The 26,582-nt window shown below is 59.9% G+C and carries 25 protein-coding genes and 1 riboswitch; of the genes, 15 read left to right on the forward strand and 10 right to left on the reverse strand.

Going from position 1 to position 26,582, the window contains the following annotated elements:
- The first annotated feature begins 2 nt into the window (after nt 1–2).
- The 5 genes from ACOYO3_RS03080 to ACOYO3_RS03100 all read left to right on the forward strand — a co-directional run bounded on the left by ACOYO3_RS03080 (nt 3) and on the right by ACOYO3_RS03100 (nt 4,937).
- Entirely contained in the window at nt 3–797 is a 795-nt protein-coding gene (locus tag ACOYO3_RS03080) for an LppM family (lipo)protein (RefSeq protein ID WP_002517609.1), read from the forward strand.
- Nucleotides 798–915: 118 nt separating this feature from the next.
- Complete coding sequence (locus tag ACOYO3_RS03085) at nt 916–1,920, forward strand: LppM family (lipo)protein (RefSeq protein WP_002525128.1); 1,005 nt, start codon at nt 916–918, stop codon at nt 1,918–1,920.
- A gap of 205 nt (nt 1,921–2,125) precedes the next feature.
- On the forward strand, nt 2,126–2,422 hold the full coding sequence (groES, locus tag ACOYO3_RS03090) for a co-chaperone GroES (protein ID WP_002514778.1): 297 nt from the start codon (nt 2,126–2,128) through the stop codon (nt 2,420–2,422).
- Between the two features lie 11 nt (nt 2,423–2,433).
- The gene (gene groL / locus ACOYO3_RS03095) at nt 2,434–4,029 is read left to right on the forward strand and encodes a chaperonin GroEL (protein ID WP_002514777.1); all 1,596 of its coding nucleotides are present in this window, start codon (nt 2,434–2,436) and stop codon (nt 4,027–4,029) included.
- A gap of 338 nt (nt 4,030–4,367) precedes the next feature.
- Nucleotides 4,368–4,937 (forward strand): hypothetical protein, encoded by a 570-nt coding sequence (locus tag ACOYO3_RS03100; RefSeq protein WP_002519620.1) that lies wholly within the window; start codon nt 4,368–4,370, stop codon nt 4,935–4,937.
- A 249-nt stretch (nt 4,938–5,186) separates the two neighbouring features.
- Here the strand turns inward: ACOYO3_RS03100 and ACOYO3_RS03105 are convergent, their stop codons facing one another.
- The gene (locus tag ACOYO3_RS03105) at nt 5,187–6,926 is read right to left on the reverse strand and encodes an alanine/glycine:cation symporter family protein (RefSeq protein WP_002525127.1); all 1,740 of its coding nucleotides are present in this window, start codon (nt 6,924–6,926) and stop codon (nt 5,187–5,189) included.
- On the opposite strand from ACOYO3_RS03105, the gene ACOYO3_RS03110 reads away from it, so the two are divergent.
- The 5 genes from ACOYO3_RS03110 (at nt 6,864) to ACOYO3_RS03130 (ending at nt 11,904) form a co-directional block, all read left to right on the forward strand.
- The gene (locus ACOYO3_RS03110; protein WP_002523508.1) at nt 6,864–7,172 is read left to right on the forward strand and encodes a hypothetical protein; all 309 of its coding nucleotides are present in this window, start codon (nt 6,864–6,866) and stop codon (nt 7,170–7,172) included. The genes ACOYO3_RS03105 and ACOYO3_RS03110 overlap by 63 nt on opposite strands.
- Before the next feature lie 48 nt (nt 7,173–7,220).
- A complete protein-coding gene (gene mptB, locus ACOYO3_RS03115) occupies nt 7,221–8,750 on the forward strand; it encodes a polyprenol phosphomannose-dependent alpha 1,6 mannosyltransferase MptB (protein ID WP_002515961.1) in 1,530 nt (509 codons plus the stop codon).
- A 97-nt stretch (nt 8,751–8,847) separates the two neighbouring features.
- Entirely contained in the window at nt 8,848–10,362 is a 1,515-nt protein-coding gene (gene guaB, locus ACOYO3_RS03120) for an IMP dehydrogenase (RefSeq protein ID WP_427305759.1), read from the forward strand.
- 33 nt (nt 10,363–10,395) lie between these two features.
- Nucleotides 10,396–11,499, forward strand: a complete 1,104-nt coding sequence (locus ACOYO3_RS03125) for a GuaB3 family IMP dehydrogenase-related protein (RefSeq protein ID WP_002514772.1) — start codon at nt 10,396–10,398, stop codon at nt 11,497–11,499.
- A 57-nt stretch (nt 11,500–11,556) separates the two neighbouring features.
- Nucleotides 11,557–11,904 carry a chorismate mutase gene (locus ACOYO3_RS03130; protein ID WP_002516071.1) on the forward strand — a complete coding sequence of 116 codons (348 nt, stop codon included), beginning with the start codon at nt 11,557–11,559 and terminating at the stop codon, nt 11,902–11,904.
- Between the two features lie 8 nt (nt 11,905–11,912).
- Here ACOYO3_RS03130 and cysE read toward each other — a convergent pair whose 3' ends face one another.
- Together cysE and ACOYO3_RS03140 are read right to left on the reverse strand one after the other, a co-directional pair.
- Nucleotides 11,913–12,485 carry a serine O-acetyltransferase gene (gene cysE, locus ACOYO3_RS03135; protein ID WP_002515970.1) on the reverse strand — a complete coding sequence of 191 codons (573 nt, stop codon included), beginning with the start codon at nt 12,483–12,485 and terminating at the stop codon, nt 11,913–11,915.
- Nucleotides 12,475–12,669: a hypothetical protein gene (locus tag ACOYO3_RS03140; protein WP_002515983.1), complete on the reverse strand. Its 195-nt coding sequence runs from the start codon at nt 12,667–12,669 to the stop codon at nt 12,475–12,477. The genes cysE and ACOYO3_RS03140 overlap by 11 nt, the downstream gene beginning before the upstream one ends.
- A gap of 12 nt (nt 12,670–12,681) precedes the next feature.
- Here ACOYO3_RS03140 and guaA point away from each other — a divergent pair, with 12 nt between their 5' ends.
- A complete protein-coding gene (guaA, locus tag ACOYO3_RS03145) occupies nt 12,682–14,235 on the forward strand; it encodes a glutamine-hydrolyzing GMP synthase (protein WP_002525124.1) in 1,554 nt (517 codons plus the stop codon).
- 265 nt (nt 14,236–14,500) lie between these two features.
- On the opposite strand, the gene ACOYO3_RS03150 is transcribed toward guaA, so the two are convergent.
- The 6 genes from ACOYO3_RS03150 to ACOYO3_RS03175 form a co-directional block, all read right to left on the reverse strand.
- Nucleotides 14,501–14,785, reverse strand: coding sequence for a PspC domain-containing protein (locus ACOYO3_RS03150; protein WP_002516064.1), 285 nt, complete (start codon nt 14,783–14,785; stop codon nt 14,501–14,503).
- Between the two features lie 232 nt (nt 14,786–15,017).
- A complete protein-coding gene (locus tag ACOYO3_RS03155; protein WP_002519616.1) occupies nt 15,018–15,296 on the reverse strand; it encodes a GlsB/YeaQ/YmgE family stress response membrane protein in 279 nt (92 codons plus the stop codon).
- A 130-nt stretch (nt 15,297–15,426) separates the two neighbouring features.
- Nucleotides 15,427–16,689 (reverse strand): phospholipase D-like domain-containing protein, encoded by a 1,263-nt coding sequence (locus tag ACOYO3_RS03160; RefSeq protein ID WP_002523514.1) that lies wholly within the window; start codon nt 16,687–16,689, stop codon nt 15,427–15,429.
- 96 nt (nt 16,690–16,785) lie between these two features.
- The gene (locus ACOYO3_RS03165; protein ID WP_002516054.1) at nt 16,786–17,439 is read right to left on the reverse strand and encodes a methionine ABC transporter permease; all 654 of its coding nucleotides are present in this window, start codon (nt 17,437–17,439) and stop codon (nt 16,786–16,788) included.
- A complete protein-coding gene (locus ACOYO3_RS03170) occupies nt 17,439–18,536 on the reverse strand; it encodes a methionine ABC transporter ATP-binding protein (protein WP_427305760.1) in 1,098 nt (365 codons plus the stop codon). The genes ACOYO3_RS03165 and ACOYO3_RS03170 overlap by 1 nt, the downstream gene beginning before the upstream one ends.
- Nucleotides 18,537–18,567: 31 nt before the next feature.
- Nucleotides 18,568–19,530: a MetQ/NlpA family ABC transporter substrate-binding protein gene (locus ACOYO3_RS03175; RefSeq protein WP_002515988.1), complete on the reverse strand. Its 963-nt coding sequence runs from the start codon at nt 19,528–19,530 to the stop codon at nt 18,568–18,570.
- Nucleotides 19,531–19,976: 446 nt separating this feature from the next.
- Between ACOYO3_RS03175 and pcrA the strand changes: the two genes are divergently transcribed.
- Nucleotides 19,977–22,409: a DNA helicase PcrA gene (gene pcrA, locus ACOYO3_RS03180; RefSeq protein ID WP_002516056.1), complete on the forward strand. Its 2,433-nt coding sequence runs from the start codon at nt 19,977–19,979 to the stop codon at nt 22,407–22,409.
- On the opposite strand, the gene ACOYO3_RS03185 is transcribed toward pcrA, so the two are convergent.
- A complete protein-coding gene (locus ACOYO3_RS03185) occupies nt 22,366–22,656 on the reverse strand; it encodes a hypothetical protein (RefSeq protein WP_002515987.1) in 291 nt (96 codons plus the stop codon). The genes pcrA and ACOYO3_RS03185 overlap by 44 nt on opposite strands.
- On the opposite strand from ACOYO3_RS03185, the gene sucC reads away from it, so the two are divergent.
- The 3 genes from sucC (at nt 22,636) to ACOYO3_RS03200 (ending at nt 26,351) form a co-directional block, all read left to right on the forward strand.
- A complete protein-coding gene (gene sucC / locus ACOYO3_RS03190) occupies nt 22,636–23,811 on the forward strand; it encodes an ADP-forming succinate--CoA ligase subunit beta (protein WP_002516025.1) in 1,176 nt (391 codons plus the stop codon). The two genes, ACOYO3_RS03185 and sucC, sit on opposite strands and share 21 nt — an antisense overlap.
- Before the next feature lie 3 nt (nt 23,812–23,814).
- Nucleotides 23,815–24,708 (forward strand): succinate--CoA ligase subunit alpha, encoded by an 894-nt coding sequence (sucD, locus tag ACOYO3_RS03195; protein WP_002517641.1) that lies wholly within the window; start codon nt 23,815–23,817, stop codon nt 24,706–24,708.
- A 149-nt stretch (nt 24,709–24,857) separates the two neighbouring features.
- Nucleotides 24,858–26,351, forward strand: a complete 1,494-nt coding sequence (locus ACOYO3_RS03200) for a cell division protein PerM (protein WP_002520626.1) — start codon at nt 24,858–24,860, stop codon at nt 26,349–26,351.
- A 77-nt stretch (nt 26,352–26,428) separates the two neighbouring features.
- Nucleotides 26,429–26,563, forward strand: a riboswitch (FMN riboswitch).
- The last annotated feature ends 19 nt before the right edge of the window (nt 26,564–26,582 follow it).

Genomic DNA, 26,582 nt, shown 5'->3' on the forward strand with positions numbered 1-26,582 from the left:
CCATGTTGACCACACGGCGCTCAGCGACATACTTCTTTGCCTTGCTGCTGGCCCCGCTCGTCCTGCTGTCCGGCTGTGGGAAGTTCAATGCTGGCTTCGTCATTAAAGACGAAGACCATATCGACGGTACCGTCGCCTTTGGAGTCCTCAAATCTAGCGTTGATCGTGATGGAAGTGGTCAGTCTGAAGGACTCGCCAAGCGGCTTCGCGGCTGCTCCGAGTTGACTCCACCGAATGCCAGCCTGACTGGCAAGGTGAAGGTTAAACCATTCGACGACGGTACGTATGTCGGCTGTACGGTCACTGGCACCATGACGGCAACCGATATCACCGTTCAGTCAGGCCGACCACATAGCGTTGCGGATCCGTCCACAGATGTGTTCAGAGGGCACAAGGAAAATGGCCCAATCGGCATCACTTTCGACAATGAGATAATTCGGTTCCACCTTGACAGATCAGCTTTGTTCGATTTCGTGCCAGGTGTTAATTCTTCTGGCGTCGGTGACATGGCTGGTATCGGCGATTTTAAGGTGTCGGTGACTTTTCCCGGCACGGTGCTTAGCCATTCTGGATCGAGCAAAGTTGACGGGGACACGGTGACGTGGACTGACGTCAGCGATCTTCTTTCCCCAGATGGGTTGACGGCATCAGGCAAGAGCCAGGGCGGCCTGCCCGGCTGGGTGTGGGGTATTGGTGCGTTGGTGACGCTGGCTAGTGGTGGTGCCGTGGCTGCAATGATCATTAATAGGAGGTGGTGGGCTCGCCCGCGTGATGGGGGCGCAGCGCCGGGAAGCTAATGGAGGTTTGCGCGGGGCCTAGCTACTGGTTCTAGGCATTCCGTGCGCCTTGGGTAGTGAGAAACTGTCAGCACATTTGTACGGAAGTTACCCCTACCGCTCCCGTTCGTGGTTTCATATGCCCATGCTGAATGCTTCGCGTCATATGAGACGCTGTCTCGTTTTGATTATCGCACCCCTCTTGTTGCTTGCCGGGTGCGCAAAATTTGACACTGCCATGGAGATCAAGGATGAGAATCACGTTCACCTCAAAAGCACGGTTGGTGTCTCCAAGTCAATAGCCAGCACGTCGGATGACCCCCTCGTCTCTGAGCTTTCCGACTGCAACAACTCGAAGGGGTCCGCCGGTACCGGCTCGGACGGCAAGGTCGAGAAGTTCGAGGACGATAATTACATCGGGTGCATCATTGCCGGGGAGACCACCGCTGCTAATCTCGACAAAGAGGTTGGCATGCAGATCACCTTCGACAAAAACGAGGTGTCTTTCAAGATGACCTCGGACTTGTTCCGCGATAGCGGGCGCTCCGACCGCACCCCTGATGCGAGTATGTTCAGCGACTTTAAGGTGTCTGTGACTTTCCCGGGCAAGGTCCTCAGCCATTCTGGATCGAGCAAGGTTGATGGGAACACCGTTACCTGGACCGATCCGAACGATTTGTTGTTCGGTTCGGGGCTGACCGCGACGAGTAAACGCTCCAACGGCATACCGACCTGGGCCTGGATCGTTGTCGCCGTCGCTGTCCTGGCCATTGTCGGCATTGTTGTGGTCATCCTTAACAAGAAAAAGGGACAGAAGGCAGGGCAGCCGGAGAATGGTGGCGCTCCGTGGACCATGCAGTACCCAGGTGACGGACAGCCACAGGGACAGCCGCAGCAGTGGAACGGTCAGCTTTACCAGGGCGACCCTTACGTGCAGCCTCCTTACCAGGATCCGAGTTACCAGGATCCGAGGCAACAGGAGCCGGGTCAGCACTGGGGCAATCAGCCGCTAGGTCATGTCTCGGGCGGCGCGACGAGTGCGCCCCAGACCGGCCAGAACCCGATCCCTTATCAGGGCTCGCAGCCGGGTCAGCAGCCTCCGTCAAACCCTGATGACTTCTGGAAGAACCACAGCTCTTGCTGAGGTTGCTGACTTTTGGCGGGTCATTTCTGGCACTCCCGTTGCCTGAGTGCCAACTCCGGGTGTACTTTCGTGGTTGGCACTCTCGTGGTGAGTGTGCCAACGGACCTGAGGCACCCGCGACGCCGACGGCCCGTCGCGCTCGGGGCTCGCAACCCCTGGCGAGAGACAACGACATAATCCGTCTTCAGTAGAAAGGGGTCTTGACGTGGCAACCACGATCAAGCCGCTCGAGGACCGCGTCCTCGTCCAGCCTCTCGAGGCCGAGCAGACCACCGCTTCCGGGCTCGTCATTCCGGACACCGCTAAGGAGAAGCCGCAGGAGGGCAAGGTCATCTCCGCTGGCCCCGGTCGCGTCGACGACAAGGGCACCCGTGTTCCCATGGATGTTAAGGAGGGTGACGTCGTCATCTTCTCCAAGTACGGCGGCACCGAGGTCAAGTACGACGGTCAGGAGTACCTGCTCCTCAACGCCCGTGACATCCTCGCCGTCGTCGAGAAGTGAGGCGCTGATACATGGCAGCTAAGCAACTTCAGTTTGACGAGGAGGCCCGTCGCTCCCTCGAGCGCGGTGTCGACACTCTTGCCGACACCGTCAAGGTGACCCTCGGTCCTAAGGGCCGTTACGTTGTCCTCGACAAGAAGTGGGGAGCCCCGACCATCACCAACGACGGTGTGACCGTCGCCAAGGAGGTCGACCTCACTGATCCGTATGAGAATCTTGGCGCCCAGCTCGCCAAGGAGGTCGCCACTAAGACCAACGACGTGGCCGGTGATGGAACCACCACCGCTACCGTGCTAGCCCAGGCTCTCGTCCACGAGGGGCTGCGCGCCGTGGCCTCCGGGGCAAACCCGGTCGGCCTCAAGCGCGGTATCGAGAAGGCCGTCGACGCCGTCGTGGAGGAGCTCCGCTCTATCTCGCGCGCCATCGACACCACCTCGGACATGGCCAGCGTTGCCACCATCTCCAGCCGTGACGAGACCATCGGCGCCCTCATCGCTGAGGCCTTCGACAAGGTTGGTAAGGACGGGGTTATCACCGTCGACGAGTCGCAGACCTTCGGCACTGAGCTTGACTTCACCGAGGGCATGCAGTTCGACAAGGGTTACCTGTCGCCTTACATGGTCACCGACCAGGACCGCATGGAGGCTGTGATTGAGGATCCTTACATCCTCATTCACTCCGGCAAGATCTCGTCGATGAACGACCTGCTCCCCTTGCTGGAGAAGGTTATTGCCGCCCACGGCAGCCTGTTTATCGTGGCCGAGGACGTTGACGGGGAGGCTCTGAGCACCCTCGTCGTCAATAAGATCCGCGGTACCTTCAGCTCGGTGGCAGTCAAGGCTCCGGCGTTCGGTGACCGCCGCAAGGCAATGCTGCAGGACATCGCCACTCTCACCGGTGGTCAGGTCGTCGCTCCCGAGGTTGGGCTCAAGCTCGACCAGGTGGGCCTCGAGGTTCTGGGCCGTGCCAAGAAGGTTGTCGTTACCAAGGACAACACCACCATCGTTGACGGCGCCGGTGATAAGGCCGACGTCGAGGGTCGCGTCATCCAGCTGCGTGCTGAGTACGACAACTCGGACTCCGAGTGGGACCGCGAGAAACTCCAGGAGCGTATCGCCAAGCTCGCTGGTGGTGTGTGCGTCATTCGTGTGGGTGCGGCCACAGAGGTCGAGCTCAACGAGAAGAAGCACCGCATCGAGGACGCTGTCTCCGCGACCCGTGCAGCCATCGAGGAGGGTATCGTCGCCGGCGGCGGCTCTGCCCTTATCCACGCTGCCCATGTGCTCGACGGGGATCTCCACCTCGAGGGTGACGAGAAGGCCGGCGTGCAGATTGTCGCTAAGGCCGTTCGTGAGCCGCTGCGCTGGATTGCCGAGAATGGTGGCGAGCCCGGCTACGTGATCGTCTCCAAGGTTGCTGAGATGGAGCCCGGACACGGTTACAACGGCAAGACCGGACAGTACGTGGACCTCATCGCTGACGGCGTCATTGACCCTCTCAAGGTGACCCGTTCGGCCCTGGCCAATGCCGCTTCTATCGCCTCGCTGCTCCTGACGACAGAGACCCTCGTCGTCGATAAGCCCGAGGAGGACAACGAGGACAAGTGACCTCGTCGCGTCGAGGGCCCCGGACCGTCGTGGTTCGGGGCCCTCGCCATATCTGGGTTGATGTTTGTCACAAAGAAACGGAAGTATTGAGCGGATTAACTCGAAAGACTGGACAAGTCCATCGGGGGGGGGGGAGAGAGAGGATACCTTTTCCCCGTCGAGATTGGCATTGGTGATGGCGTACGAGTCATCCCGCAGTGCATATTTGGAGTTAGATCGTGAGCAGTCCGTACCAACCCGGTTTCCAGAGCACGCAGCAGGGAGACCGCAGCAAAAGTGAATTCAGTTTCGCTCCTGGGGAGACGAATGTCTTTGTCACCCACTATTCCCCATCATTGATGACGGCTTGGCTCAAGACCGAGCTGACCGTGACGAGCCGGCGCCTTCTGGCGCGAAAGTCCAATACGCTCCTGGGTGTGATTCCGCTGGGGCATGACGATGCCGCCATGCCCCTCGGCTCCATCAGCGAGGTTGGCGTGAACAGCAAGTTCCACCCAGGTCGCGCAATCATGGCAATAGTCTGGCTCGTCCTCATGATTTCCATGTTCAATGCGCATCAACCGGTGCTGGGCGTCCTCGCCTTGCTCCTGTTAATCGTCGCGGTTCTTACGACGATGGACGCCGAGCTGAGGGTCGTTAACAATGCTGGTTCTGTCACGAGCCTGACCGTTTCTGCTCTGGAGAAGGCCAAGCTGCAGAGCTTCAAGCAGGAGGTCGAACAGCGTCTGTACGCCGATCAGGCCCTTCTCATGCACCGTGAGTCGATGAACCAGGCCCAGAATTTCGCGACCATCCAGCAGGCCCAAATGTCCGCTCTCCTGGCACAGGGCCAGTTGCAGAACCAGCTCAGCAATGACAAGGGTCAGCAGCCGCCTACCCAGATGCCGAACCCGAACACCCAGGGCTGAGAATTATCGGGCAGATGCCCACGACGATTGGCCGGCCGAGCCCTTCGGGGTTCGGTCGGCCTATCTGTGTGCGGAGTGGCGGTCGCGCTTGCCGATGGGGGCCAGTCCGTCACGCAGAATAGGCCACCAGAGGCGATTCCGTCCTCGTTGATGACGCGGAATTTCATTCTAAGGAGGCTTGGTGCTCAGAAAGTAGTCCTCGCAGCGCCGTGAAGCTTTGCGGATTGCGAGGCGCCCCATTTCCAGGCTCTACGACTCGTGACGCTGGTCTTTGAGCGGTTTGCCTTCCCGGTCCATGGTGTTAAAAATCTCATGGTCTTCCGGCAGGTGTTGCAGGTAGTCGCGCTCGGTATCGGGGGCAGTGTGTCCTAGCTGAAGCTCCTTACTGCGAGCATCCTGGGCTGCGGCACGCAGGGCATACTCGGTATCGGCATTCTCGAGCTGTTCGGGGGTTGCCTCATTGACCACCATCATGCCCACTTGGGCATCCTCGGGAACCTGCGGGATGACTCCGGCGTCGATACGCTCCCGGTGCCCCTTAATCTCGCGCGCCACGACGCGTGCTAAGAAGTACATTCCTAGCACGTTCGGCAGCGCCATGAGGAAAAGCATGGCGTCGGCCAGATCAAGAATCGATGCCATATTTGTCGCAGCTCCGACTACCAGCAAGATGAGGAAGAGTGCGTTGTAGATGCGCTCGGCGGTGGTCGAATTGCCGAACAGGTAGCCTACGGCCTTCTTGCCATAGAACGAGTAGGACAGCATCGTCGAGAATGCGAATAACACTACGGCTAGCGTCAGCAAGGAGCTGAACCACGGGGCAACGGTCTTTAATGCCTGGGCGGTCATTTGCACGCCATCGGCACCACTGTTCCGATAGACCCCGGTGATGATGATGGTGATGGCCGTCATGGTGCAAATGACGACTGAGTCGATGAAGGGCTCCCACATGGCAACGAAGCCTTCTTGGGCTGGACGACGCGTCTTTACCGCAGAGTGGGCGATGCCAGCGGTACCGATACCGGCCGCATTCGAGAATGCCGCACGCTGGACGCCGACGATCAGGACTCCGAGGATTCCCCCGGCGACACCGTGACCGGTGAAGGCGCCGGACCAGATGGCCTCAAAGGCACTGCCGACCTGGGAGATGTTGGCGCCAATGACGGCCAGGCACATGATGACGTAGAGGATGCCCATGAATGGCACAATCTTGGAGGTCGCGGCGCCAATCTTGGAGGCACCCCCGACGATGACAATCCCGACGAGTATCGCGAAGACCACGCCGACGACCCACATGTGGGGGCCGATCCAGGAGTCCTGACCGCCGGCGAACATTGCGAGCTGATAGGCAGCTTGATTGGACTGGAACATATTGCCGGCGCCAATGACACCGAAGGCAGTGCAGATGGCGAAGAGAGAAGCAAGGACGCGGCCCAATGTGGGTTTACCGATCGACGCAAGACCGTCACGTAGGTAGTACATCGGGCCACCAGAAGTGGTTCCGTCCTCGTTGATGACGCGGAATTTCACTCCAAGGGTGGCCTCAGCCATTTTGACGCTCATGCCCACCAATCCGGCTACCGCAATCCAGAATGAGGCTCCCGGGCCGCCGGTTGCGATCGCGATGGCAACACCGGCGATGTTTCCCAGGCCGACGGTTCCTGACAACTCGGTTGCGAGGGCCTGGAAGCTGGTGACGTCACCGGGGTCTGTGTGTCGGGAGAAGTGGCCCCGCATCACGTGGCTGGAGTGACGGATCGATGCTGGACGCAGCTGTTGGAAGCCCAGGTAAATGGTGAAGAAGAGTCCGGCTCCAAGTAACCAAGCCAGAATGAGCGGGAACTCATTTCCCCCGGGCAGTGGAATAGCCCAGAACACCGCGTCAGAAATAGCAGTAGCGATGGGGGAGACAATGTTGTCGATGGCTTGATCCAAGCTCAGTGGAGTTGGGACAAGGGCCTCGAGATTCGCGGAAACGGGAGATGTCATGATGCCAAGTGGCACGAATGGTCCTATCCGTTGACGACATTGGACACCAAGCCCGGCAACACCACGGTGTGGTACCAGCCATCTGTGATGACCGATCTCAGCGCGCACCGGCACCAGCGACTCGGCGAGCGCGGCCGCCCAGTCATCACCATGACCGCGGGCAAGGCCGCGCCTGCGGCGGAGCAAAACCGCCTTGGCTACCTTAGCGGGTGGGTGTGTCACATTGTCCAAAACCTTCGACACTGACGCGTCTTCGCGATGTCTTACGGTGTGGTTCCCTTACGCTGAGTGGTGATGATCGCGACCGTTCCCCCCGATGAGCCTCAGCCTGTCCTGGCGCATAATCAGCCGGATTGGCGACGTCTGGTTGAGGTGTTGACGATGGGGTTTGTCGGCTCTGTCATGGTGACGTTGTGGGGGTGGGGATCTCCGCAAGGTGGTGTGCCCACGCACGTGCGTCCGGTCGGTGTGGCAGTGGCTGTCAGCGGTATCGCAGGACTGATCGCCATCATCATTGCGTGGTTGCGTTCTCGTAAACTCGTGGGACGCCGCGTGCTGACTTTGGTCGTCTGGTCCTTGCCACTGCTCTTTAGCCCGCCGCTGTTGAGCCAAGATGGCTGGGCTTACGCGGCTCAAGGTTGGATTCTCACCCAGGGGATGGATCCATACCGCGTCCCACAAGGTTTGGCTGAAGTTCTCGGCAAGGCTGTTGACACGCCGTGGCAAGCAACGACGGCGGTGTATCCCCCCGGGTCACTGTGGATTCAGGCAGCCGTGGTGAAGATCGCTCACGCAGATCCCACGTGGTCAGTGATGCTCATGCGAGTACCCGCCCTCATCGGTGTTGCACTCATGGTTTGGGCCGTCCCTCGCTTAGCACGCTACGCCGGAACCGACCCGGATCATGCCCTCTGGCTGGCGGTGTGCTGTCCATTGACGACGTTGAGCGTGGTGGGGGGCATGCACAACGACGGACTCCAGGTGGGTTTGTCCCTCGTCGCACTCGTTGTGGCCATACGTCTGGCGTTGATTGGCCGGGGATGGCTCGGGCTCGTTCTTGGTGGGGCGTTCGTCGGGCTGGCTGGCAGCGTCAAGCAGCCTGGCGTGTTGGCCGGGGTTGGCATCGTCGCCCTGGTTCACGTCAATGCGGTGCGTCATGGCGGCCGTCGGTGGTTGACGCGCAATTGCTGGACGGCGCTACTCGCGCGTATCGCAGCAGGTGCAATTCCTGCCTTGACTGTATTCGGCGGGATTTCCGCGATCCATGGGTTAGGCATGGGCTGGCTCAATAGCACGGCTGGTAGCCCGGTATCGGTGACCAGCGACTCTCCGATAGCGCTTGTCGTACAGTTTTTGCGAGGCAGCGGAGGTATTCCGTTGAATAGGCTCATTGGGCCGGCGACTGGTGTCAGCCTGACCCTTACCGTCGCTGCCATGATGTGGTGCTGGGTGCGGTGGGGCCCCATTCCGCCTTGTCATATCCGACTAGGCCGAATTGCATCGCGTAGCCGTAACGCGGTCAATGTCGTGACCGGCCGTATTGGTAGCCCGCTTCGGCTGCAGGCGGGCGTCATGATTGTCTTTGCCGCTTTCGGGGCATCTTTGCAGCCCTGGTATCTCATCGGTCCACTGGCGTTGCTCGCCTCGGTTCAGCTGCGGCGAACCCATCGCGATGCTGTCATTGGTGGCGTCGTTGCTACCGCCATACTCACCATGATGCAGTGGTACTGGTCGCCATACGTGTGCCTGCCGCTGGTCATCGTGGGGTATCTCATCGTCTGGCGGATTCCGAAAGCATGGGCTTTCGTGACAGCGGCGAACTGACGGGGTCACCTCGCTTAAGGCCGGAGACCAGGCTACGGGTGAAGACCGTCGACGCGAGCGGCGATAGGATAGCGAGCATCCCGGCGAAAGGTGGCTTATGACCTCGGATTCCCGCCCGACCACGATTGAGGAGTTGGCACCGCTGGCCCTCACCTTCGATGACGTCCTGCTCCAGCCAGTTGAGAGTAACGTCATTCCCTCCCAGGTCAAGACGACGACGAGGGTTTCCCGCAACATTTCCATTGCGATTCCGCTCGTCAGCGCGGCGATGGACACCGTCACCGAGACCCGGATGGCGGTCGCTATGGCGCGTGAAGGTGGCCTTGGCATCCTGCACCGCAACCTGTCCATTGAGGATCAGGCTGCCATGGTCGATCAGGTGAAGCGTTCTGAGGCCGGCATGATTGACGAGCCCATCACGATCTCCCCGAATGCCACCCTGGCTGACGCCGAGGAGCTTTGCCACACCTACCGGATATCCGGGGTGCCCGTCGTCGACGACAAGGAAAACCTGGTCGGTATCATCACGAACCGTGACATGCGCTTTGAGGACAATCCACAGCGTCCTATCCGCGAGGTCATGACCGCAGCCCCACTCGTCACCGCTCCAGTGGGAACCAGCCCGTCTGACGCTCTTTCTTTGCTGGCTGCCCACAAGATTGAGAAGTTGCCGCTTGTCGACGCCGACGGTAAGTTGCGTGGGTTGTTCACTCTCAAAGACTTCGTCAAGACTGACACGTACCCCAACGCCACCAAGGACCCGCAAGGACGGCTACGTGTGGGTGCTGCGATCGGGTTCTTCGGCAACTCGTGGGATCGCGCTATGGCCTTGGTTGAGGAGGGGGTTGACCTCATCGTCGTCGATACCGCTCATGGTCACACCCAGGGTGTTTTTGACATGATCGCCCGGCTGAAGGCCGAGCCAGCTGCCCGGGGGGTTGACGTCGTTGCGGGCAATATCGCTACCTATGAGGCTGCTAAGGTGCTGTGCGCGGCCGGGGTTGACGGCATCAAGGTCGGTATTGGGCCGGGGTCAATCTGCACTACCCGCGTCGTTGCCGGGGTGGGCGTCCCGCAAGTGACCGCGATTTTTGAAGCTTCCAAGGCTGCTCGTCAGTATGATGTGCCGGTTATCGGTGACGGTGGGTTGCAATACTCTGGTGACATCGCCAAGGCCCTGGTCGCCGGAGCTGATTCCGTCATGCTTGGCTCTTTACTGGCTGGTTGCGAAGAGTCTCCGGGCGAGCTCGCCTTCATCAACGGTAAACAGTTCAAGACTTACCGTGGTATGGGATCGATGGGAGCCATGTCGGCGCGCGGCGAGAAGCTGTCCTACTCCAAGGACCGCTATTTCCAGGGCGATGTCACGACCAACGACAAGATCGTCCCGGAGGGCATCGAGGGCCAGGTCGCTTACCGCGGGCCCCTTGGCGCAGTGGCCTACCAGTTGGTTGGTGGGCTGCGTCAGTCGATGTTCTACACCGGGGCTCGCACTATCGACGAGTTGCACGAGCGGGGCCGCTTCGTGCGCATCACCTCGGCGGGCCTGCGCGAATCTCATCCGCACGACATTCAGATGACGGTCGAAGCCCCTAATTACTCTGCCCATTGACGGGCGAGCCGGATATCCGGCAGGAAAGGAATCATGTACGACATCGGACGCAGCAAGCGTGCCACCCGGGCCTACAGCCTGGACGACATCGCCCTCATTCCCTCCCGGCGCACCCGTGGCACCGAGATGGTGAACCTGGAGTGGCGCATCGACGCACTCACCTTCGACTTCCCCATCATGGCCGCCCCCATGGACTCGGTTATGAGCCCTGCAACGGCTATTGAGTTTGGGCGTTTGGGCGGCCTTGGTGTGCTCAACCTTGAGGGTTTGTGGACCCGTTACGAGGATCCCACCCCGTACCTCGAGGAGCTAGCCGGGTTGAGCGACGATGTCGCCACCACCCGTCGGATGCAAGAGATTTACGCCGAGCCGATCAAGGCTGAGCTCATCACCGAACGGATGGCTGAGATCCGGGCCGCCGGGGTGCCGGTGGCGGGGTCGCTGTCACCGAAGAATGCCTCGCGTTTCTCCGAGACGGTGGTCAATGCCGGGGCGGACTTTTTCGTCATCCGTGGCACGACGGTGTCGGCGGAGCACGTGGCCAACGGTGACGACGTTCTCGACCTGCGTAAGTTCATTTACGATCTCGACGTCCCCGTGATCGTTGGCGGCTGCGCCACCTACCAGGCAGCCCTGCATCTCATGCGCACCGGTGCTGCTGGCGTCCTCGTGGGTTTCGGTGGGGGAGCGACCCATACCACCCGCCAGGTGCTGGGCATTCAGGTGTCGATGGCATCTGCGATCGCCGACGTCGCTGAGGCGCGTCGTGACTACATGGATGAGTCGGGGGGACGCTACGTCCACGTCATCGCTGATGGTTCGGTGGGTCGTTCTGGTGACATTGCCAAGGCCATCGCCTGCGGTGCTGACGCTGTCATGGTCGGTTCTCCGTTAGCTCGGGCTACTGAGGCTCCCGGTAGGGGTTGGCACTGGGGAGCGGAGGCATGGCACCCCGACCTGCCGCGTGGTGCTCGGGTTCACTTTGAGCCGGTGGGGACCCTCGCTGAGGTCCTTAATGGCCCTTCTCGTGTCCCGGACGGCACCATGAACCTTGTTGGTGGGCTGCGTCAGGCTATGGCCACCACTGGTTACTCGGAGGTCAAGGAGTTCCAGCGCATCGAGCTGACGATTCGCTAACCGTCCCACCACGCAGAATGTTGTTCCGGTGAGCGGGTGGATAGCTAGCCTTCGGCCATGAGTGAAGTGCCCGATGAATTGGTCGTGTTGCGTGGCGCGATTGACAACATGGACGCCGCCCTCATCCATCTGCTTGCCGAAAGGTTCCGGATTACCCGCGAGGTAGGCCGTCTCAAGGCTGAGTGCGGTCTACCTCCGGCCGACCCCGCCCGTGAGGCTGAGCAAATCGCGCGGTTGCGGCAGTTAGCGGTCGAGTCGAACCTCGACCCCGAATTCGCGCAGAAGGTCATCACGTTCATCGTGGCCGAGGTGGTGCGTCACCACGAAGCTATTGCTGACGAGTCTGGCGACGACTCTAGAGTGGCGGATGCGGGGGAGGCGGATGTCCCTGGGTCGGGCAGCTGAGCTACAGATCAGGCGATGACGTCGCCCTGGTGCACCTTCGACGGGATTCCGACGACGACTGTGCCGGGGGCGACATCCTTGACGACCAACGCGTTGGCGCCGATCTTGCAGTCGTCGCCAACCGTGATGTTGCCAATGATCTTGGCTCCGGCACCGATGAGGACACGGTTGCCAATCGTGGGGTGACGCTTGAACTGTCCGCGGGCGCGGCCGCCGAGGGTCACCTGGTGATACATGAGGACGTCGTCACCGACGACCGCCGTCTCACCAATAACGACGCCCATGCCGTGGTCGATGAAGAACCGGCGTCCAATCGTCGCTCCCGGATGGATCTCAATGCCGGTGATGTGGCGAGACAATTGTGACAACAACCGCGCTAGTGGTCGCAGCGCGGGCTTCTTGACCCACATGGCGTGGGCTAGGCGATGCGCCCAGATGGCGTGAACACCTTGGTAGGCGATGGCGACCATGAGCTTCGAGGTAGCGGCGGGATCCTCGCGCATGGCGGCGTCGAGGTCCTCGATCGCACGTTCCTTGCATCGCTTGAGGGTCCGGAGCAGGGCCGTCGTCTCAGTGCTCATATGTCAACCTCGGTTCTGCCGGTGAATACTGCCGGTGGATGAACCAAACCATATCGAGCCGTGGCCCTCCGGCCAACGGGGACAGGTGGTTTGACGCCATTGTGCGGCATCGTGTCACACGGTCGATGAGGGATCCACGCCGATATGGGGACCGCGAGTGGCGCCAGGTGGGGTCGTGGGCCATAGACTCGCCTTCATGGAACAACTTCACGACGTCGTTCTGGTGGTCGACTTCGGCGCGCAGTACGCCCAGCTCATTGCCCGCCGGGTGCGTGAGGCGAATGTTTACTCCGAGATCGTCCCGCATAACATGCCAGTGCGCGACATGCTCGCTAAGGAACCCGCCGCCATTATTCTTTCGGGTGGTCCGGCCTCGGTCTACGCAGAGGGCGCCCCGAGCGTCGACCCGGCGTTGTTTAACGCTGGTGTGCCGGTGCTGGGCATCTGCTATGGATTCCAGGCCATGGCCCAGGCTCTCGGCGGTCAGGTGGCTCATACCGGAGCATCGGAGTATGGACGCACCAGCCTGTGCATTACGTCCGCGGGGCAGCTTCTGTCCCGTATTCCCCACACCATCAGCGTGTGGATGAGTCACGGCGATTCCGTCTCCCGTGCCCCGGAGGGATTTTCGACGTTGGCCCGCACTGCGGGTGCGCCGGTGGCGGCGTTTGAAGACGTTGAGCGCAGGCTCGTTGGCGTGCAGTGGCACCCCGAAGTGCACCACACGGAGTCCGGACAGACGGTGCTCGAGCACTTCCTTTTCGACATTGCCGGATGCCGTCCTGACTGGAATGCTAGCTCGATCGTCGGCGACCAGATCGCGCAGATTCGTGGTCAGGTTGGTGACCGGCGCGTCATCTGCGGACTGTCGGGCGGCGTCGATTCTGCTGTTGCTGCGGCTTTGGTGCAGCGCGCTGTGGGCGACCAGCTCACCTGCGTTTTCGTCGATCACGGACTGCTGCGTCAAGGGGAGGCTGAGCAAGTCAAGAATGACTTCGTCGCCGCCACGGGCGCTGATTTGGTGGTGGCTGATGAGTCGCAGCGCTTCCTGGATGCCCTCTCCGGGGTCACCGATCCTGAGACCAAGCGCAAGATCATTGGACGCGAGTTCATTCGGACCTTTGAGGATGTTGCCAAGCGTCTCAACGCTGACCAGCCGATCGACTTCTTGGTGCAGGGAACTTTGTATCCCGACGTCGTCGAGTCTGGTGGCGGCGAGGGCGCTGCCAATATCAAGAGCCACCATAATGTTGGTGGGCTCCCCGACGACCTCCAGTTCAGTCTCGTTGAGCCATTGCGCACCCTCTTTAAGGACGAGGTGCGAGCCGTCGGACTCGAACTTGGTCTGCCCGAGGACATCGTGTGGCGTCAGCCCTTCCCGGGCCCGGGGCTGGCTATCCGCATTATTGGCGAAGTCACCGCGGAGCGTCTGGAGGTGTTACGCACTGCCGATGCCATCACACGTGAGGAAATGGGGGCCGCGGGCCTGGATCGCAAGGTATGGCAGTGCCCGGTCGTCCTCCTCAGTGATGTCCATTCGGTAGGGGTACAGGGTGACGGGCGTACTTATGGTTCTCCCATTGTGCTTCGCCCGGTGACGAGCGAGGACGCCATGACTGCGGACTGGGCACGTATCCCGTACGACGTGCTGGAAAAGATCTCGACTCGCATTACGAATGCGTGTCCGCAAATCAACCGGGTGGTACTCGACATCACATCTAAGCCGCCGGCTACCATCGAGTGGGAGTGAGTCCCGTCTCACCGTGAACATGACATGGCCCGTACCTTTTTTGGTGCGGGCCATGCTGTGTTAGTGCGGTCATGTCGGTGAAATCGATGTTTCGGGTTAGTCCGCGTTCGGTAAACGCCGCCATGAGAATGCCACCCTTAAGTACGTGGTCTGTGTCGTGCAATCCGAGGCTGCAAGCCGTGCGAGGAAACGCTCAAGTGCGTACGGGGTGAGGTACTCAGCGGGGTTATGGTGATGGTTCCGGGCGACGTCGCAGGCCCGACCGTCAATCCTTGTACGGGTCGAAGGGGGCGCTGGAACCTTGCGTGCCTTCAGGTTTGTGCGGAGAACGGGTCCGGTCGGCCAGGTCTGTCACCATACTCGATCCGCTGCCCTCGTCGGGGATGATGGCCCATAGGACGAGGTAGATGAGCGGTCCGGAACCTGCCATGAGAATGAGGAGGGCCGCGACGACGCGGACGACGGTGGGGTCGAGATTGAGGGAGTTAGCGATACCTTGGCAGACGCCGCCGATGATGCGCCCCTCGCTGGGGCGTATGAGCTTGGTCATGTCATTCCTCCTGAGGGGTGTGCGTGATCGTGATCATGTCGATCTTCCAGATGGTCGATTTTCACCCATGATGCCACGTCAAAGCTGTTCCCCAACTCTGGCGAACAGCGCAATGCGAGGCTTACACTCCGCGTGGCCTCCCGTGCCGTCTTGACGACGGCGGGTAATGCGCGATACGCAACGAGGCCCCGTCAATGACGAGGCCTCGCCGGAGTAGAGGTAGGCCAGGTGATTACTGTGCCTTCTTCTTGGTGATGATGCCCCAAATCCACAGGACGATAAGAGCACCAACGATTGAAATGAGCCAGGTCCAGGGGCTCCAGAATTTACCGAGCGGTTTGTGGAAGATAGCGGAACCGAGCCAGCCGCCGAGGACCGCGCCGATGACACCGAGAAGCAGAGTAACGAGGAACCCGCCGCCCTGCTTGCCCGGCATGATGGCCTTAGCGATGGCGCCTGCGATGAGGCCGAGAACAATCCATCCGATGAATCCCATGGGCCTATCCTCCATTGCAGAGGGTCAGCCGTCCAGTAACTACCGTCGAAACGGATGAAAAATACTGTAAATATAGTTAATGTGACTAATGTCAACTATACCTTGACAAGGGATTACGTATTTTTATTACGCTGCAGACGGAATTCTAGAAAAATGGTCGCCAAGGTGACAGTAGAGCTTCAGTGAGTTTCGCTATGTGAGAGCGCGACTGCCATTCGTCTAAGGTCAGTTCCACACAGTTGGCCATGTCGATCTCGAAAATCTCAGCCATTCGTTGGGCGACGGTGGAGTCAGTGATAGCGACGTTTACCTCATAGTTACCTTGGAGGGATAGCCGGTCAAGGTTCGCTGTACCAATCGTCGACCAAATGCCGTCAATAGTGCAGGTCTTCGCGTGGACCATAGCTCCCTGGTAAAGGAACAGCCGCACACCCTGGTGGAGGAGACGGTCGTAATAGCCCCGGCTCAGCCAGTCGGCGATGACATGGTTCGATTCAGCCGGAATGACGATCCTAACGTCAACCCCGCGAGATGCAGCTTGGTGGAGGGCTGCGACAACGTCGTCATCGGGGATGAGGTAGCCCTGGGTCATCCAGATCCGCTCACTCGCGCGATCGATGGCCTCCAGGTACATGTTCCGGATGGGATAGACCGCCATCCGGGGGGAATTGCGGTGTACAGCGAAAGCGGTATCCCAATAGCGGACGCCGGGAGTGGGTAGTACGGGCTGGTTGCGCCGGGGGATGAGGGCTCCCTTGGGGCGTTGATTCCACATGTCAACAAAGACGCTTTCGAGCTCCCCGACGGCAGGCCCGGTAATACGAGCATGGGTGTCACGCCAGCGGTCGGCGTAGAGGGAGCCGATGTTGTACCCACCGATGTAGGCGACTTTGGAATCGACGATGAGGAGCTTGCGGTGGTCTCGCCCCAGATTGCGTAGCGTCGGTATCCATGAGGGAGTTACGAGAGGTTGGGCTCGCACCTGCACCCCCTCGAGCTGCCGAAAGAATCGTGGGTCCACAACGAGGTTGGCGAAGGTGTCCCACATCGCATAGACCTTGACTCCGCGTGCGGCGGCTTCTACGAGTGCCTGCCGAAAATGACGCCCGACTTCGTCGTTTTTCCAGATGAAGGTCTCAAGGTAGACGGTGTGTTGAGCTGACTCGATGTCGGCGATCATCGCCGCGTAAAGATCACGTCCGAAAGCGAAGATCTCGACCTGATGACCAGACACCTTGAGGGGCTCCGTCGGCGCAGTGGGGAAACGGTATGGGCGACGGCCTCGTCGCTTAATGCCGTTGAAGGTGACTAGTCCGACCATCGTGGCCATCTGGGCGGCAACTATCCCGCCTGCCACCCAGTGCAGTGCGCGGCGAACAGTGAATCTCTGGCGAGGGGCCCAGGTCATGTGCACAGAGTATCGGGCCCTCGTGCACTGGCGACGAGGCGGCCGGCGGCAGGGTCCGGAATTGGTATGTGGTGATATAGGTGGTCGCCACAGTGCTTACCGCCGTAGCGCGCGGCGAGCTAACCAGTTGCCCAGGAACTGCGCCAACTGTACGACGATGATGATCGTCACCACTGCGACGGCTGTGACTGCCCAGTTGTAACGCTGGTAACCGTAAGTAATAGCGAATTGACCTAGACCACCGCCACCCAAAGCGCCGGCGATGGCCGTCATATCGACGATCGCAATGAGGATGTAGGTGTAACCGAGAATCAGCGGCCCTAGCGCCTCCCGGGCAACGACGTCAAAGAGGATCCGCCACGGCCCGGCCCCCATCGCGCGGGCCGCCTCAATAACCCCAGGATCGACGGTGACAAGATTCTGCTCAACAATCCGGGAGATGGCGAAGGTCGCTGCGATGCACAGAGGGAAGGTGGCCGCCCGCACCCCGATGGTGGTGCCGATGACCTTGAGGGTGAGGGGAGCGATCGCCGTCATAAAGATAATGAACGGGATCGGCCTGATGATGTTGACGATGACGTTGAGGATGGTGTGAACGATCTTGTTGGCCAGCAGGCCACCACGCCGGGTGGCATACAGCAAGATTCCCAGTACCAGGCCGCAGATTCCCCCAATGACGAGGGTGATAAGGGCCATGAAGAGGGTTTCCCAAATCGACTGAAGATAGATGGGGCGCAAATAGTCGTTCATCAATGGGCCTCCTCAGTGGGCGTCGGGACGGTTGCGGATGCGGTTGGTGCCGCCGAATTGGATACCTCGTCGAGGATCCGAGCCGCCTGCTCGACGGCCTGAGCTGGACCAGACAAGGCCACCGTGTAATTGCCCAGCGAGCCGTCGTGTACTTCAATGACGCCGCCGTGGACGATCTGGAAGGACGCCCCGGTACGGCTTATACGGGCTAACGCGTCACCGAACGAGTGACTGGCCACCGAACTGACGTCGAGGAGTCGTGCATCTGGGTTTTCCGACTGCAACCGTGCCTGTTCCTCCCCACTCGGGTGCTGGCCGATAATCGTCGCCAGGAAACGCTGGGTGGTCTCTGACTGTGGATGAGTGAAGACCTGCCGGGCGCTTCCAGACTCGACGAGATGGCCAGCTGCTAGTACCGAGACCTGCTGGGCAATCGAGCGGACGACCTCCATCTCGTGGGTGATGACGACGACCGTCACCCCTAGTTCCGCATTGACCCGCTTGAGCAGGGATAGGACATCAGCTGTCGTTTCTGGATCCAGCGCCGAGGTGGACTCGTCAGCCAACAAAATCGATGGTTTAGTTGCTAGCGCTCGGGCAATACCAACCCGCTGTTTCTGTCCGCCCGAGAGCTGGTCTGGATGGTCCCAGGCTTTGCTCGTCAACCCGACGAAGCTCAGCAATTCGGTGACGCGCTTCTTCTCGTCTGCTTTCTTCCAATGAGCCAGCTTGAGTGGATAGGCAACGTTGTCGTAGATGGTCCTTGAGCCGAATAGGTTGAACTGTTGGAAGATCATCCCGATGTCTGCGCGTAGCGGGCGCATCGCTTTGTCCGAGAGCTGCGAGACGTCGGTGCCGTCTACCAAGACGCGGCCACGCGTGGGAGTCTCTAATCCGTTGATGAGGCGAACCAGGGTGGATTTGCCAGCTCCGGAGTGCCCGATAACGGCTGAAATGGAACCCCTCTTAATAGCCAGGCTCACATCGTCAAGGGCTCGTACTGTGCCGGAGCGGGTACGAAATTCTTTAGTGACGTGTTCAAAGACGATGTGGTCGGGACACTGCGGCGCCGAGGAAGGCGTGATATCTGTTGCCATGTGGAAGGCCTCGCTAGAAATCGGATGTGGATCAGGAATTCGACTTCTTGATGTCGGTAGTTAGGCCACTAAGTATCTTGTCTAAATCGGCCTTGGAGTGGTTGGAGACGATCTTGGCGGTGCCGCCAGATTGTTTGACGATAGCATTTTTGACGTCGGGATCGGACCACAGCTTAGCGACCTTTTTATAGGTCGGGTTGTCCTTGTCAGCGTCCTTGACTGCGATGATGTTGAGGTATGGATCGGCCGACTTGCCGGCGGCATCATCTTGGTAGAGAACCTTGTTGCGGTCCAGTCCGGCATCTGTGGCAAAGTTGTTATTGACGACGGCACCATCGACGCCTTCGAGGGAGGCAGCAGTTTGGGCTGCATCGATCGCCTTAACCTTCACCTTGGACTGGTTGGTGATGACATCAGCGGGGGTGGATAACGCTGAACCGTTACCCCGTAGCTTCAACAAGCCAGCTTCCTGCAACACTAACAGGGCGCGTCCCTGATTGGTGGCGTCATTCGGGATGGCGATAGTTGCCCCGGCGGGCAGCTGGGAGAGCCGCTGGTACTTTTTCGAGTAGATATTTAGCGGGACGATGTAGGTCGCAGCTAGCGCGGTGATGTTGTCGTTATTTTTGACGTCGTAATCAGCCAGAAAGAGCAGGTGCTGGAAGGCGTTGAGGTCGATCTGTCCCTGGGACAGCGCCACGTTAGGCTGGGTGTAGTCGTTAAAGCTGACGACTTCGATGTTGATGCTCTCAGCAGCGGCCTTTTTCTTGATGACGTTCCAGTAATCGTTGGCTGCCTCAGTCGTGCCGATCTTGACGGTCGTCTTGCCATCAGCTGCGGAGTCCTGTCCCGTGTTCTTGGTTACCGCGAAGATAATGCTGGCAATGATCGCAAGCACGATGATGATTGCTGCGATGATGAGGCCGGTGTGGCGTCCTCCGGGTTTTTCGGGAAGTGCCTCAGGGGTGGAAGCTGAGGATATAGGCGTGCTCATAGTAGGTCTCCTGGAAATGTCGCAGAGAGGTGTGGCGAACGGTCATCGATCGTGGGATCGTGCAGGGTGACATGTCGGTATGCGTAGCGACGCAGACATGGGCATAGATCGACTACTGGCTCAAACCAGTGGGAAAGGAGGCGGAAGTCCTGCCAGCGGAGATGAATCCGCCGTCAGCAGGTGCCGAGCATTCGCAAGCAGCACAGGCGGCACATCATCATCGAGGCCGCGCGAAGGTCGGCGTCGACGGTGTGGCTGATGGCCGCGGTCATGGTAGTGCTCCTGGATTCGATGACGGCCCTCATCGGGCCGAATTACCCTTGAATCTAGGACCTTTGAGGATCACTGTCAATACGGGGCCGCTGGTTTGCCGTGTGAACATGCGATGGGTTATGTCATCTGCGGTCGGCTGAGGACGGCTATGGGCCGGTAGGCTGTGAGTCGCCATGACGACACCGGATCTGTTTTCGTTTTTCGAATCGGCTCATGAGAGACGCAGCTCTGTTGAGCCAGGGGTTTTGCCGACCTATGCCCCCGTGACGGCCGGAGCAGCCTCTCCTGCTGACTTACTGGTTGATCTCAACGAGCCCCAACGTGAGGCGGTGTTGCACGCCGGTTCGCCGGTCCTCGTTGTCGCGGGGGCAGGCTCGGGAAAGACGAGAGTTCTCACGCGACGCATCGCTCACCTGGTGGGGGACCGAGGCGTTCATCCTGGGTCGATTTTGGCGATCACCTTCACCAATAAAGCGGCGGCCGAGATGAAGGCGCGCGTCGTTGACCTGGTGGGAAATCGCGCTAAACCGATGTGGGTGTCAACCTTCCATTCTGCTGCGGTGAGAATACTACGCACCGACATTGACCGTCTGGGCATTTCCCGTAATTTCTCAATCTATGACGATACGGACGCTAAAAGGCTTATCACTCTCGTTACCCGTGACCAGAATCTGGATCCTAAGAAGTTCCAGCCTCGCGCTATCATGAACTGGATCTCACATCAAAAAAACGAGCTCATTGCCCCGGATCAAGCAGTCGCGGCTGCCAAAAGCGGAAATGATCGAATTAATGGTGACGTCTATGTCGAGTACCAACGCAGACTACGAGCTGCCAATGCGCTGGATTTCGATGATCTTATTATGTGTACCGTCACCGTGTTGAGGCAGTTCCCTGAGGTTCGCGAACAGTATCGACGTCGGTTTCGGCATGTACTCGTTGATGAGTATCAGGACACTAACACCGCCCAATATCAGTTCATTCGTGAGCTGTGTGGGGATGACCCAGTCGAGCTAGATGACGGTGCTCGCAGTGTCGATCCGCCGGAGCTCATGGTGGTTGGCGATTCAGATCAGTCGATTTACGCATTTCGTGGCGCGACGATCCGTAACATCATTGACTTTGAAAAGGATTTTCCGGGGGCTAGGACGATTCTCCTGGAGCAGAATTATCGCTCGACTCAGACGATTCTTACCGCTGCAAACAATCTCATTAAGGTCAATCTAAATCGTCCCGCCAAAAACTTGTGGACTGATCAGGGCGATGGCGACAAAATCGTCGGGTATGTTGCTGATACTGAACATGACGAGGCCGCCTGGGTGGCCCGACGTATTGACGAACTCGTCGATGAGGGACGTACCAGCTATGGACAAGTAGCCGTTTTTTACCGTACCAACGCCCAATCGAGGGCCTTCGAGGATGTCTTTATTCGCACTGGCTTGCCCTACCGTGTCGTCGGCGGTGTGAGGTTCTACGAGCGCAAAGAAGTCCGGGACGCCGTCAGTTACCTGCGCGCGATCGCTAACCCCTCCGATGACGTTTCCCTGCGTCGCATCCTCAATACTCCGCGCCGTGGCATCGGGGCGCGAGCTGAAGCAGCCGTCGAGATGTTTGCTACTGCTCGCAGAATTAGCTTCTGGGAAGCTCTGAAACGGATCGATGAAATCGACGGTCTAGCAACCAGATCGGTCAATCAAATTCGAGCTTTCGTTAGCCTCATGGATGACCATATCGCCATGGTGGGGCAGGGGAAACGGGCCGACGAGATCGCCAACTCGATCCTGAAAGAATCCGGTTACATCACCGAGCTGGAGAACTCCAAAGACCCGCAGGATGAGACGAGGCTGGAAAACCTCGTCGAGCTTGTTTCGGTGGCTCAGGAATTCGTTGCCAGAGTTCATGCTGTCGATATTGACGAGGCTGAGCAGGGCAATGTCGAAGACCTCGAATTGTCCGGCGACGACTCTTTGCCGGCCTTCCTGGAGCAGATCGCCTTGGTCGCCGATTCCGACCAGGTACCAGCCGACTCCGATGGAGTCGTCACCCTCATGACCCTGCACACCGCCAAAGGTTTGGAGTTCGACACAGTTTTCATCACTGGATTTGAGGACGGTGTCTTCCCTCACATGAGGTCTCTTGCCGACGCCACTGAATTGTCTGAGGAGAGACGGCTGGCTTACGTCGGTATCACTCGCGCTCGCAAACAGCTGTTTGTGTCGCGGGCCTCTGTGCGCACGATGTGGGGCCAGGCTCAGTACAACCCACCGAGCCGATTCATCGACGAGATCCCTGAACACCTCATTGAGTGGGAGAGAATCGGCCAGGCCTCGGTGGGATGGTCAACTTCGGCGAGTGGCCGCTCGCAATCAGCACGCGGGGCCCTTCGCGACGACACTCCGGCCTTCGGTTCTGGACGAGGGTCAGCAAGTGCGCTCAAGGGACGCACCCTCGCGCTGTCGGTAGGGGATAAAGTGCTTCACTCGACCTTCGGGCTGGGGACCGTCAAAGCCACGTCAGGCCAGGGCGACAATGCCAAGGCTGATGTCGACTTCGGGTCAGCGGGGCTCAAGAGGTTGGCGTTGAGGTTCGCTCCACTGGAGAAGCTGTAAGTGGATGCTGACGTAGTCTTCGGTCGCTACGAAAGATCAGATTGCTCGACGTCGTGAGATCAGGTGGGCATCGGGCCTCCGGGGTTGTTAGTCTGTTCATTGGTGGGCAAACGACCAGCTGCGTCCGCTTCGCTGTGAACGTTCTTGTGCTGTGAAGTCGAGACAGCTGCCGTCGCCCAGTTCCCCGGCCCGTCAACGGCCGGTCGACTCGCAGAGTGGAGAGATTGTGGACCTGTATGAATACCAAGCCCGCGACCTGTTTGAGAAGCACGGCGTGCCCGTACTTCGAGGCATCGTCGCGGAGACTCCAGAGCAGGCGTCCGAGGCTGCAGCGAAGCTCGGTACCCCCGTCGTCGCCGTCAAGGCGCAGGTCAAAGTGGGTGGCCGTGGCAAGGCTGGCGGTGTAAAGATCGCTAAGTCCCCGGCCGAGGCGGCTGAACGCGCCGAGGCCATCCTCGGTATGGACATCAAGGGTCACACCGTTCACAAGGTGATGGTCGCTGAAGGTGCTGACATTGCCGAGGAATACTACTTCTCGATCTTGCTCGACCGTGGAGAGCGTCGCTACCTTGCGATGTGCTCGCGTGAGGGTGGCATGGACATCGAGACCCTTGCTAAGGAGCGCCCCGAGGCTCTCGCCAAGGTGCCGGTCGACCCGATTGACGGCGTTGACGATGCTAAAGCCCGCGAGATCCTTAGCGAGGCAGGGTTCCCCGACTCTGAGCAGGACGCTATCGTCCCGGCTGTTCTCAAGCTGTGGGAGACCTACCGTGACGAGGATGCCACCCTCGTCGAAGTCAACCCGATGATCAAGACCGGCGATGGACGCATCCTGGCTATCGACGGCAAGATGACTGTTGACAACAACGCGTCCTTCCGTCAGCCTGACCATGCCGGCCTGGTGGATCGCGCCACCACCGACCCGCTCGAGTTGCGTGCCGGCGAGCTCGGTCTCAACTACGTCAAGCTCGACGGCAACGTCGGCGTCATCGGAAACGGTGCTGGACTGGTTATGAGCACCCTTGACTGCGTTGCTTACGCCGGTGAGAACTTCCCGGGATCTCCGGCTCCCGCTAACTTCCTCGACATCGGTGGCGGTGCCTCGGCCGAGATCATGGCCAACGGCCTTGACCTCATCATGAGTGACGAGCAGGTGCGTTCCGTGTTCGTCAACGTCTTTGGCGGTATCACCGCCTGTGACCAGGTGGCGCTTGGTATCAAGGGCGCTCTCGAGAAGTTGGGCGACAAGGCCGTGAAGCCGCTCGTCGTCCGTCTGGACGGCAACGCTGTGGCCGAGGGCCGCAAGATTCTCGAGGAATTCAACCACCCGCTCGTGACCATGGTCTCGACCATGGACGAGGCCGCCAGCAAGGCCGCCGAGCTCGCATCCAAGGAGGCCTGAGACATGGCGATCATTCTCGACCAGAACTCCAAAATCATCGTTCAGGGCATGACCGGCTCGGAGGGCATGAAGCACACCCAGCGCATGCTCGACTCCGGTACTGCCGTCGTCGGCGGCGTCAACCCGCGCAAGGCCGGTACCACCGTTGACTTCAACGGTGGCACTACCGTCCCCGTCTACGGCAGCGTCAAGCAGGCCGTTGAGGCTACCGGCGCCAACGTGTCCGTCATCTTCGTCCCGGCCAAGTTCACCAAGTCGGCCGTTATGGAGGCCATCGAGGCCGAGATGCCATTGGTGGTCTGTATCACCGAGGGTGTACCGGTCAAGGACACCGCGGAGTTCTTCACCGCTGCCCAGCGCTCCGGCAAGACTCGTATCATCGGCCCGAACTGCCCGGGCATCATTAGCCCCGGGAAGTCCAATGCCGGCATCGTCCCGGCCGACATCACTGGCCCCGGTCGTGTGGGCCTGGTGTCGAAGTCGGGCACCCTGACCTACCAGCTCATGTACGAGGTGCGTGACCTGGGTATCTCGACGGCAATTGGCATCGGTGGTGACCCGATCATCGGCACCACCCACATCGATGCCCTACAGGCCTTCCAGGATGACCCGGAGACCGACATCATCGTCATGATCGGTGAGATCGGTGGTGACGCTGAGGAGCGTGCCGCTAAATACATCTCTGAGCACATCACCAAACCGGTAGTTGCTTATGTAGCTGGGTTCACCGCTCCTGAGGGCAAGACGATGGGCCACGCCGGCGCCATCGTGTCTGGGTCCTCGGGTACCGCGGCTGCCAAGAAGGAGGCCCTTGAGGCCGTCGGCGTCCGCGTTGGCAAGACCCCGACTGAGACCGCCCGGCTGGCCCACGAGGCGATGGAGTCCCTCAAGAAGTGACGCCTTGACCGTCTGAATGCATGGAGCCCGGTCCCACGTGGGACCGGGCTCCATGCATTCAGACGGCCCTGGTGTGGTAACCGAAAAAGTTGTTGGTGGACGGTAGGGTTCCCTATAACTTCCTTCCCCAAACCGAACAGGATTCCCGCATGGTCAGATCAGGCTCGACATCGACCTCGGCGAGGTTCGTCATCGAGTCCTCCAAGGCCGACGAATCCCGAGAACCGCGCGTGCCATGGCCGTGGCCAGTCGTCGTCGTGGTGGCCGCGGCGGCAGCGATCCTGGTGCAATGGCTCGCTTTCGCCGGAATTATCGTTCCGGAATGGCTGGCCAGTAACGGACGCTCATTTCCTAGCATCCTGGCAGCAGCGTCGAGTTTGTGGCTGAGCGGGCATGGGGTGCCCGTTGACATCATCGGGGTGCACATTGGCCTCATTCCGCTCGGTCTAACCTGCGTTAGCCTGCTACTCGGCGAAGAAGCCTGCCGATACGGTGCTCGCGTTCTATGGCACCGACACGATAAAAGACCAGCACGTCGACACGTCGGTGAGGCGGTAGCCCTCCACACTACAATTGAGCTGCTAGCGGCCGTCGTGATGGCGGCTGGCGCAACGACGCCCCATTGGCTGGCAGCCATGGTCGGGGCATTGCTCATCGGGCTGTGTTCAGGGATCGTCGGGGCATGTCGTGGCGCCCACATCAATCCCCTGAGTCGATTACCACACTGGGCCCGAGGATTACCGAAAGCCGTCGGGGCAACCGTTGCCGTCTGTCTGGCTGGCGGGGCAGCGGCGCTTGCCGTGGCGCTGTTAGTTCATGCAGACCGGGTCATTCATCTGCATCAGCAGATCGGGGCCACCGGGTGGGGTGGGTTCTGCCTCATCCTCCTGCAGTTGGCATGGCTACCGACGATGGCGCTGTGGGGCACCGCATGGACGATGAGTCCAGGCTTCGCCTTCGGTACCGGAACCTTCGTATCCCCGCTGGGAAGCCACCTTGGTATCGTTCCGGCCCTGCCGGTGCTTGGTGCACTACCGCCTAATGGTCCGTTAAACCCGGCAGCTTGTGTATGGCTCGCTGTACCGGTCGTCGCTGCGATCGTCGGTGGAATCCTTGTTATGAGGTCTCTTCCGGAGGCCGAATTCGAGATCGGGTGTGGGCTCGGCGCCCTATCGGGCCTGCTATCAGGGCTTGTGCTCGGTGCCTTGGGGTCGCTCAGCAGCGGAAATCTCGGAGATGGGCGACTGAGTGAGGTCGGCACGATCATGCCGGCTACTGGCGGGTGTGCCGTTGGTGTCTTGACCCTGGTGACGATGCTGTGCGGTTTCGTCATCGGCTTGTCTCGACGTTTGAGGTCCGAAGAGTCGCGTCAGGGGCGCGCGGAGCGCCGTCAGGAGCGCAAGAAGAACCACGCCGTCAAAGCCGAGAAAAAAGCTCGCAACCGCGCCGCTAAGAAGAAGGCAAAAGCTGAGCAGAAGGCGGCAGCTGACAAGCGAGAAGCTGAAGCTAAACAGGACAAGGTTGCCCCCGAGAATGCCACCGCAGAGCCGGTCGACGATGAGGCAATCGGTCACGACATATACGACTCCATTCAACACAACCAGGACGCCCCTGACGATGGCGACACCACGGACCGACCTTGAGCTGGACCGTCTGCGGTAACAAACCAGTGAGATGATGTCGCACCCCATGGCGAACAGGTGCATACTTATCAGCAAGCACACGTGCTCCGGGGTCGGTGAAAGTCCGAACCGGCGGTGATAGTCCGCGACCCGAGCCGTCCTCGTGGCGGTGAGGTTGAATCGGTGAAATTCCGGTACCGACGGTAAAAGTCCGGATGGGAGGTAGCACGGAAAGTGGCTGGCGTCGCCGTC

Source organism: Cutibacterium sp. KBN10P07758 (genome assembly GCF_050286205.1).
In the GTDB taxonomy this organism is placed as follows: domain Bacteria; phylum Actinomycetota; class Actinomycetes; order Propionibacteriales; family Propionibacteriaceae; genus Cutibacterium; species Cutibacterium acnes.

Bases quoted from the DNA above. Each gene is read 5' to 3' on its own strand.
- ACOYO3_RS03085 (WP_002525128.1), top strand. From the start codon at position 916: ATGCCCATGCTGAATGCTTCGCGTCATATGAGACGCTGTCTCGTTTTG.
- guaB (WP_427305759.1), top strand. From the start codon at position 8,848: ATGACCTCGGATTCCCGCCCGACCACGATTGAGGAGTTGGCACCGCTG.
- ACOYO3_RS03130 (WP_002516071.1), top strand. From the start codon at position 11,557: ATGAGTGAAGTGCCCGATGAATTGGTCGTGTTGCGTGGCGCGATTGAC.
- ACOYO3_RS03160 (WP_002523514.1), bottom strand. From the start codon at position 16,689: ATGACCTGGGCCCCTCGCCAGAGATTCACTGTTCGCCGCGCACTGCAC.
- ACOYO3_RS03165 (WP_002516054.1), bottom strand. From the start codon at position 17,439: ATGAACGACTATTTGCGCCCCATCTATCTTCAGTCGATTTGGGAAACC.
- pcrA (WP_002516056.1), top strand. From the start codon at position 19,977: ATGACGACACCGGATCTGTTTTCGTTTTTCGAATCGGCTCATGAGAGA.
- ACOYO3_RS03105 (WP_002525127.1), bottom strand. From the start codon at position 6,926: ATGACATCTCCCGTTTCCGCGAATCTCGAGGCCCTTGTCCCAACTCCA.
- ACOYO3_RS03140 (WP_002515983.1), bottom strand. From the start codon at position 12,669: ATGGCCCACGACCCCACCTGGCGCCACTCGCGGTCCCCATATCGGCGT.
- ACOYO3_RS03170 (WP_427305760.1), bottom strand. From the start codon at position 18,536: ATGGCAACAGATATCACGCCTTCCTCGGCGCCGCAGTGTCCCGACCAC.
- ACOYO3_RS03175 (WP_002515988.1), bottom strand. From the start codon at position 19,530: ATGAGCACGCCTATATCCTCAGCTTCCACCCCTGAGGCACTTCCCGAA.
- ACOYO3_RS03150 (WP_002516064.1), bottom strand. From the start codon at position 14,785: ATGACCAAGCTCATACGCCCCAGCGAGGGGCGCATCATCGGCGGCGTC.
- ACOYO3_RS03200 (WP_002520626.1), top strand. From the start codon at position 24,858: ATGGTCAGATCAGGCTCGACATCGACCTCGGCGAGGTTCGTCATCGAG.
- ACOYO3_RS03080 (WP_002517609.1), top strand. From the start codon at position 3: ATGTTGACCACACGGCGCTCAGCGACATACTTCTTTGCCTTGCTGCTG.
- guaA (WP_002525124.1), top strand. From the start codon at position 12,682: ATGGAACAACTTCACGACGTCGTTCTGGTGGTCGACTTCGGCGCGCAG.
- ACOYO3_RS03155 (WP_002519616.1), bottom strand. From the start codon at position 15,296: ATGGAGGATAGGCCCATGGGATTCATCGGATGGATTGTTCTCGGCCTC.
- ACOYO3_RS03125 (WP_002514772.1), top strand. From the start codon at position 10,396: ATGTACGACATCGGACGCAGCAAGCGTGCCACCCGGGCCTACAGCCTG.
- sucD (WP_002517641.1), top strand. From the start codon at position 23,815: ATGGCGATCATTCTCGACCAGAACTCCAAAATCATCGTTCAGGGCATG.
- ACOYO3_RS03100 (WP_002519620.1), top strand. From the start codon at position 4,368: ATGACGGCTTGGCTCAAGACCGAGCTGACCGTGACGAGCCGGCGCCTT.
- cysE (WP_002515970.1), bottom strand. From the start codon at position 12,485: ATGAGCACTGAGACGACGGCCCTGCTCCGGACCCTCAAGCGATGCAAG.
- mptB (WP_002515961.1), top strand. From the start codon at position 7,221: ATGATCGCGACCGTTCCCCCCGATGAGCCTCAGCCTGTCCTGGCGCAT.
- groL (WP_002514777.1), top strand. From the start codon at position 2,434: ATGGCAGCTAAGCAACTTCAGTTTGACGAGGAGGCCCGTCGCTCCCTC.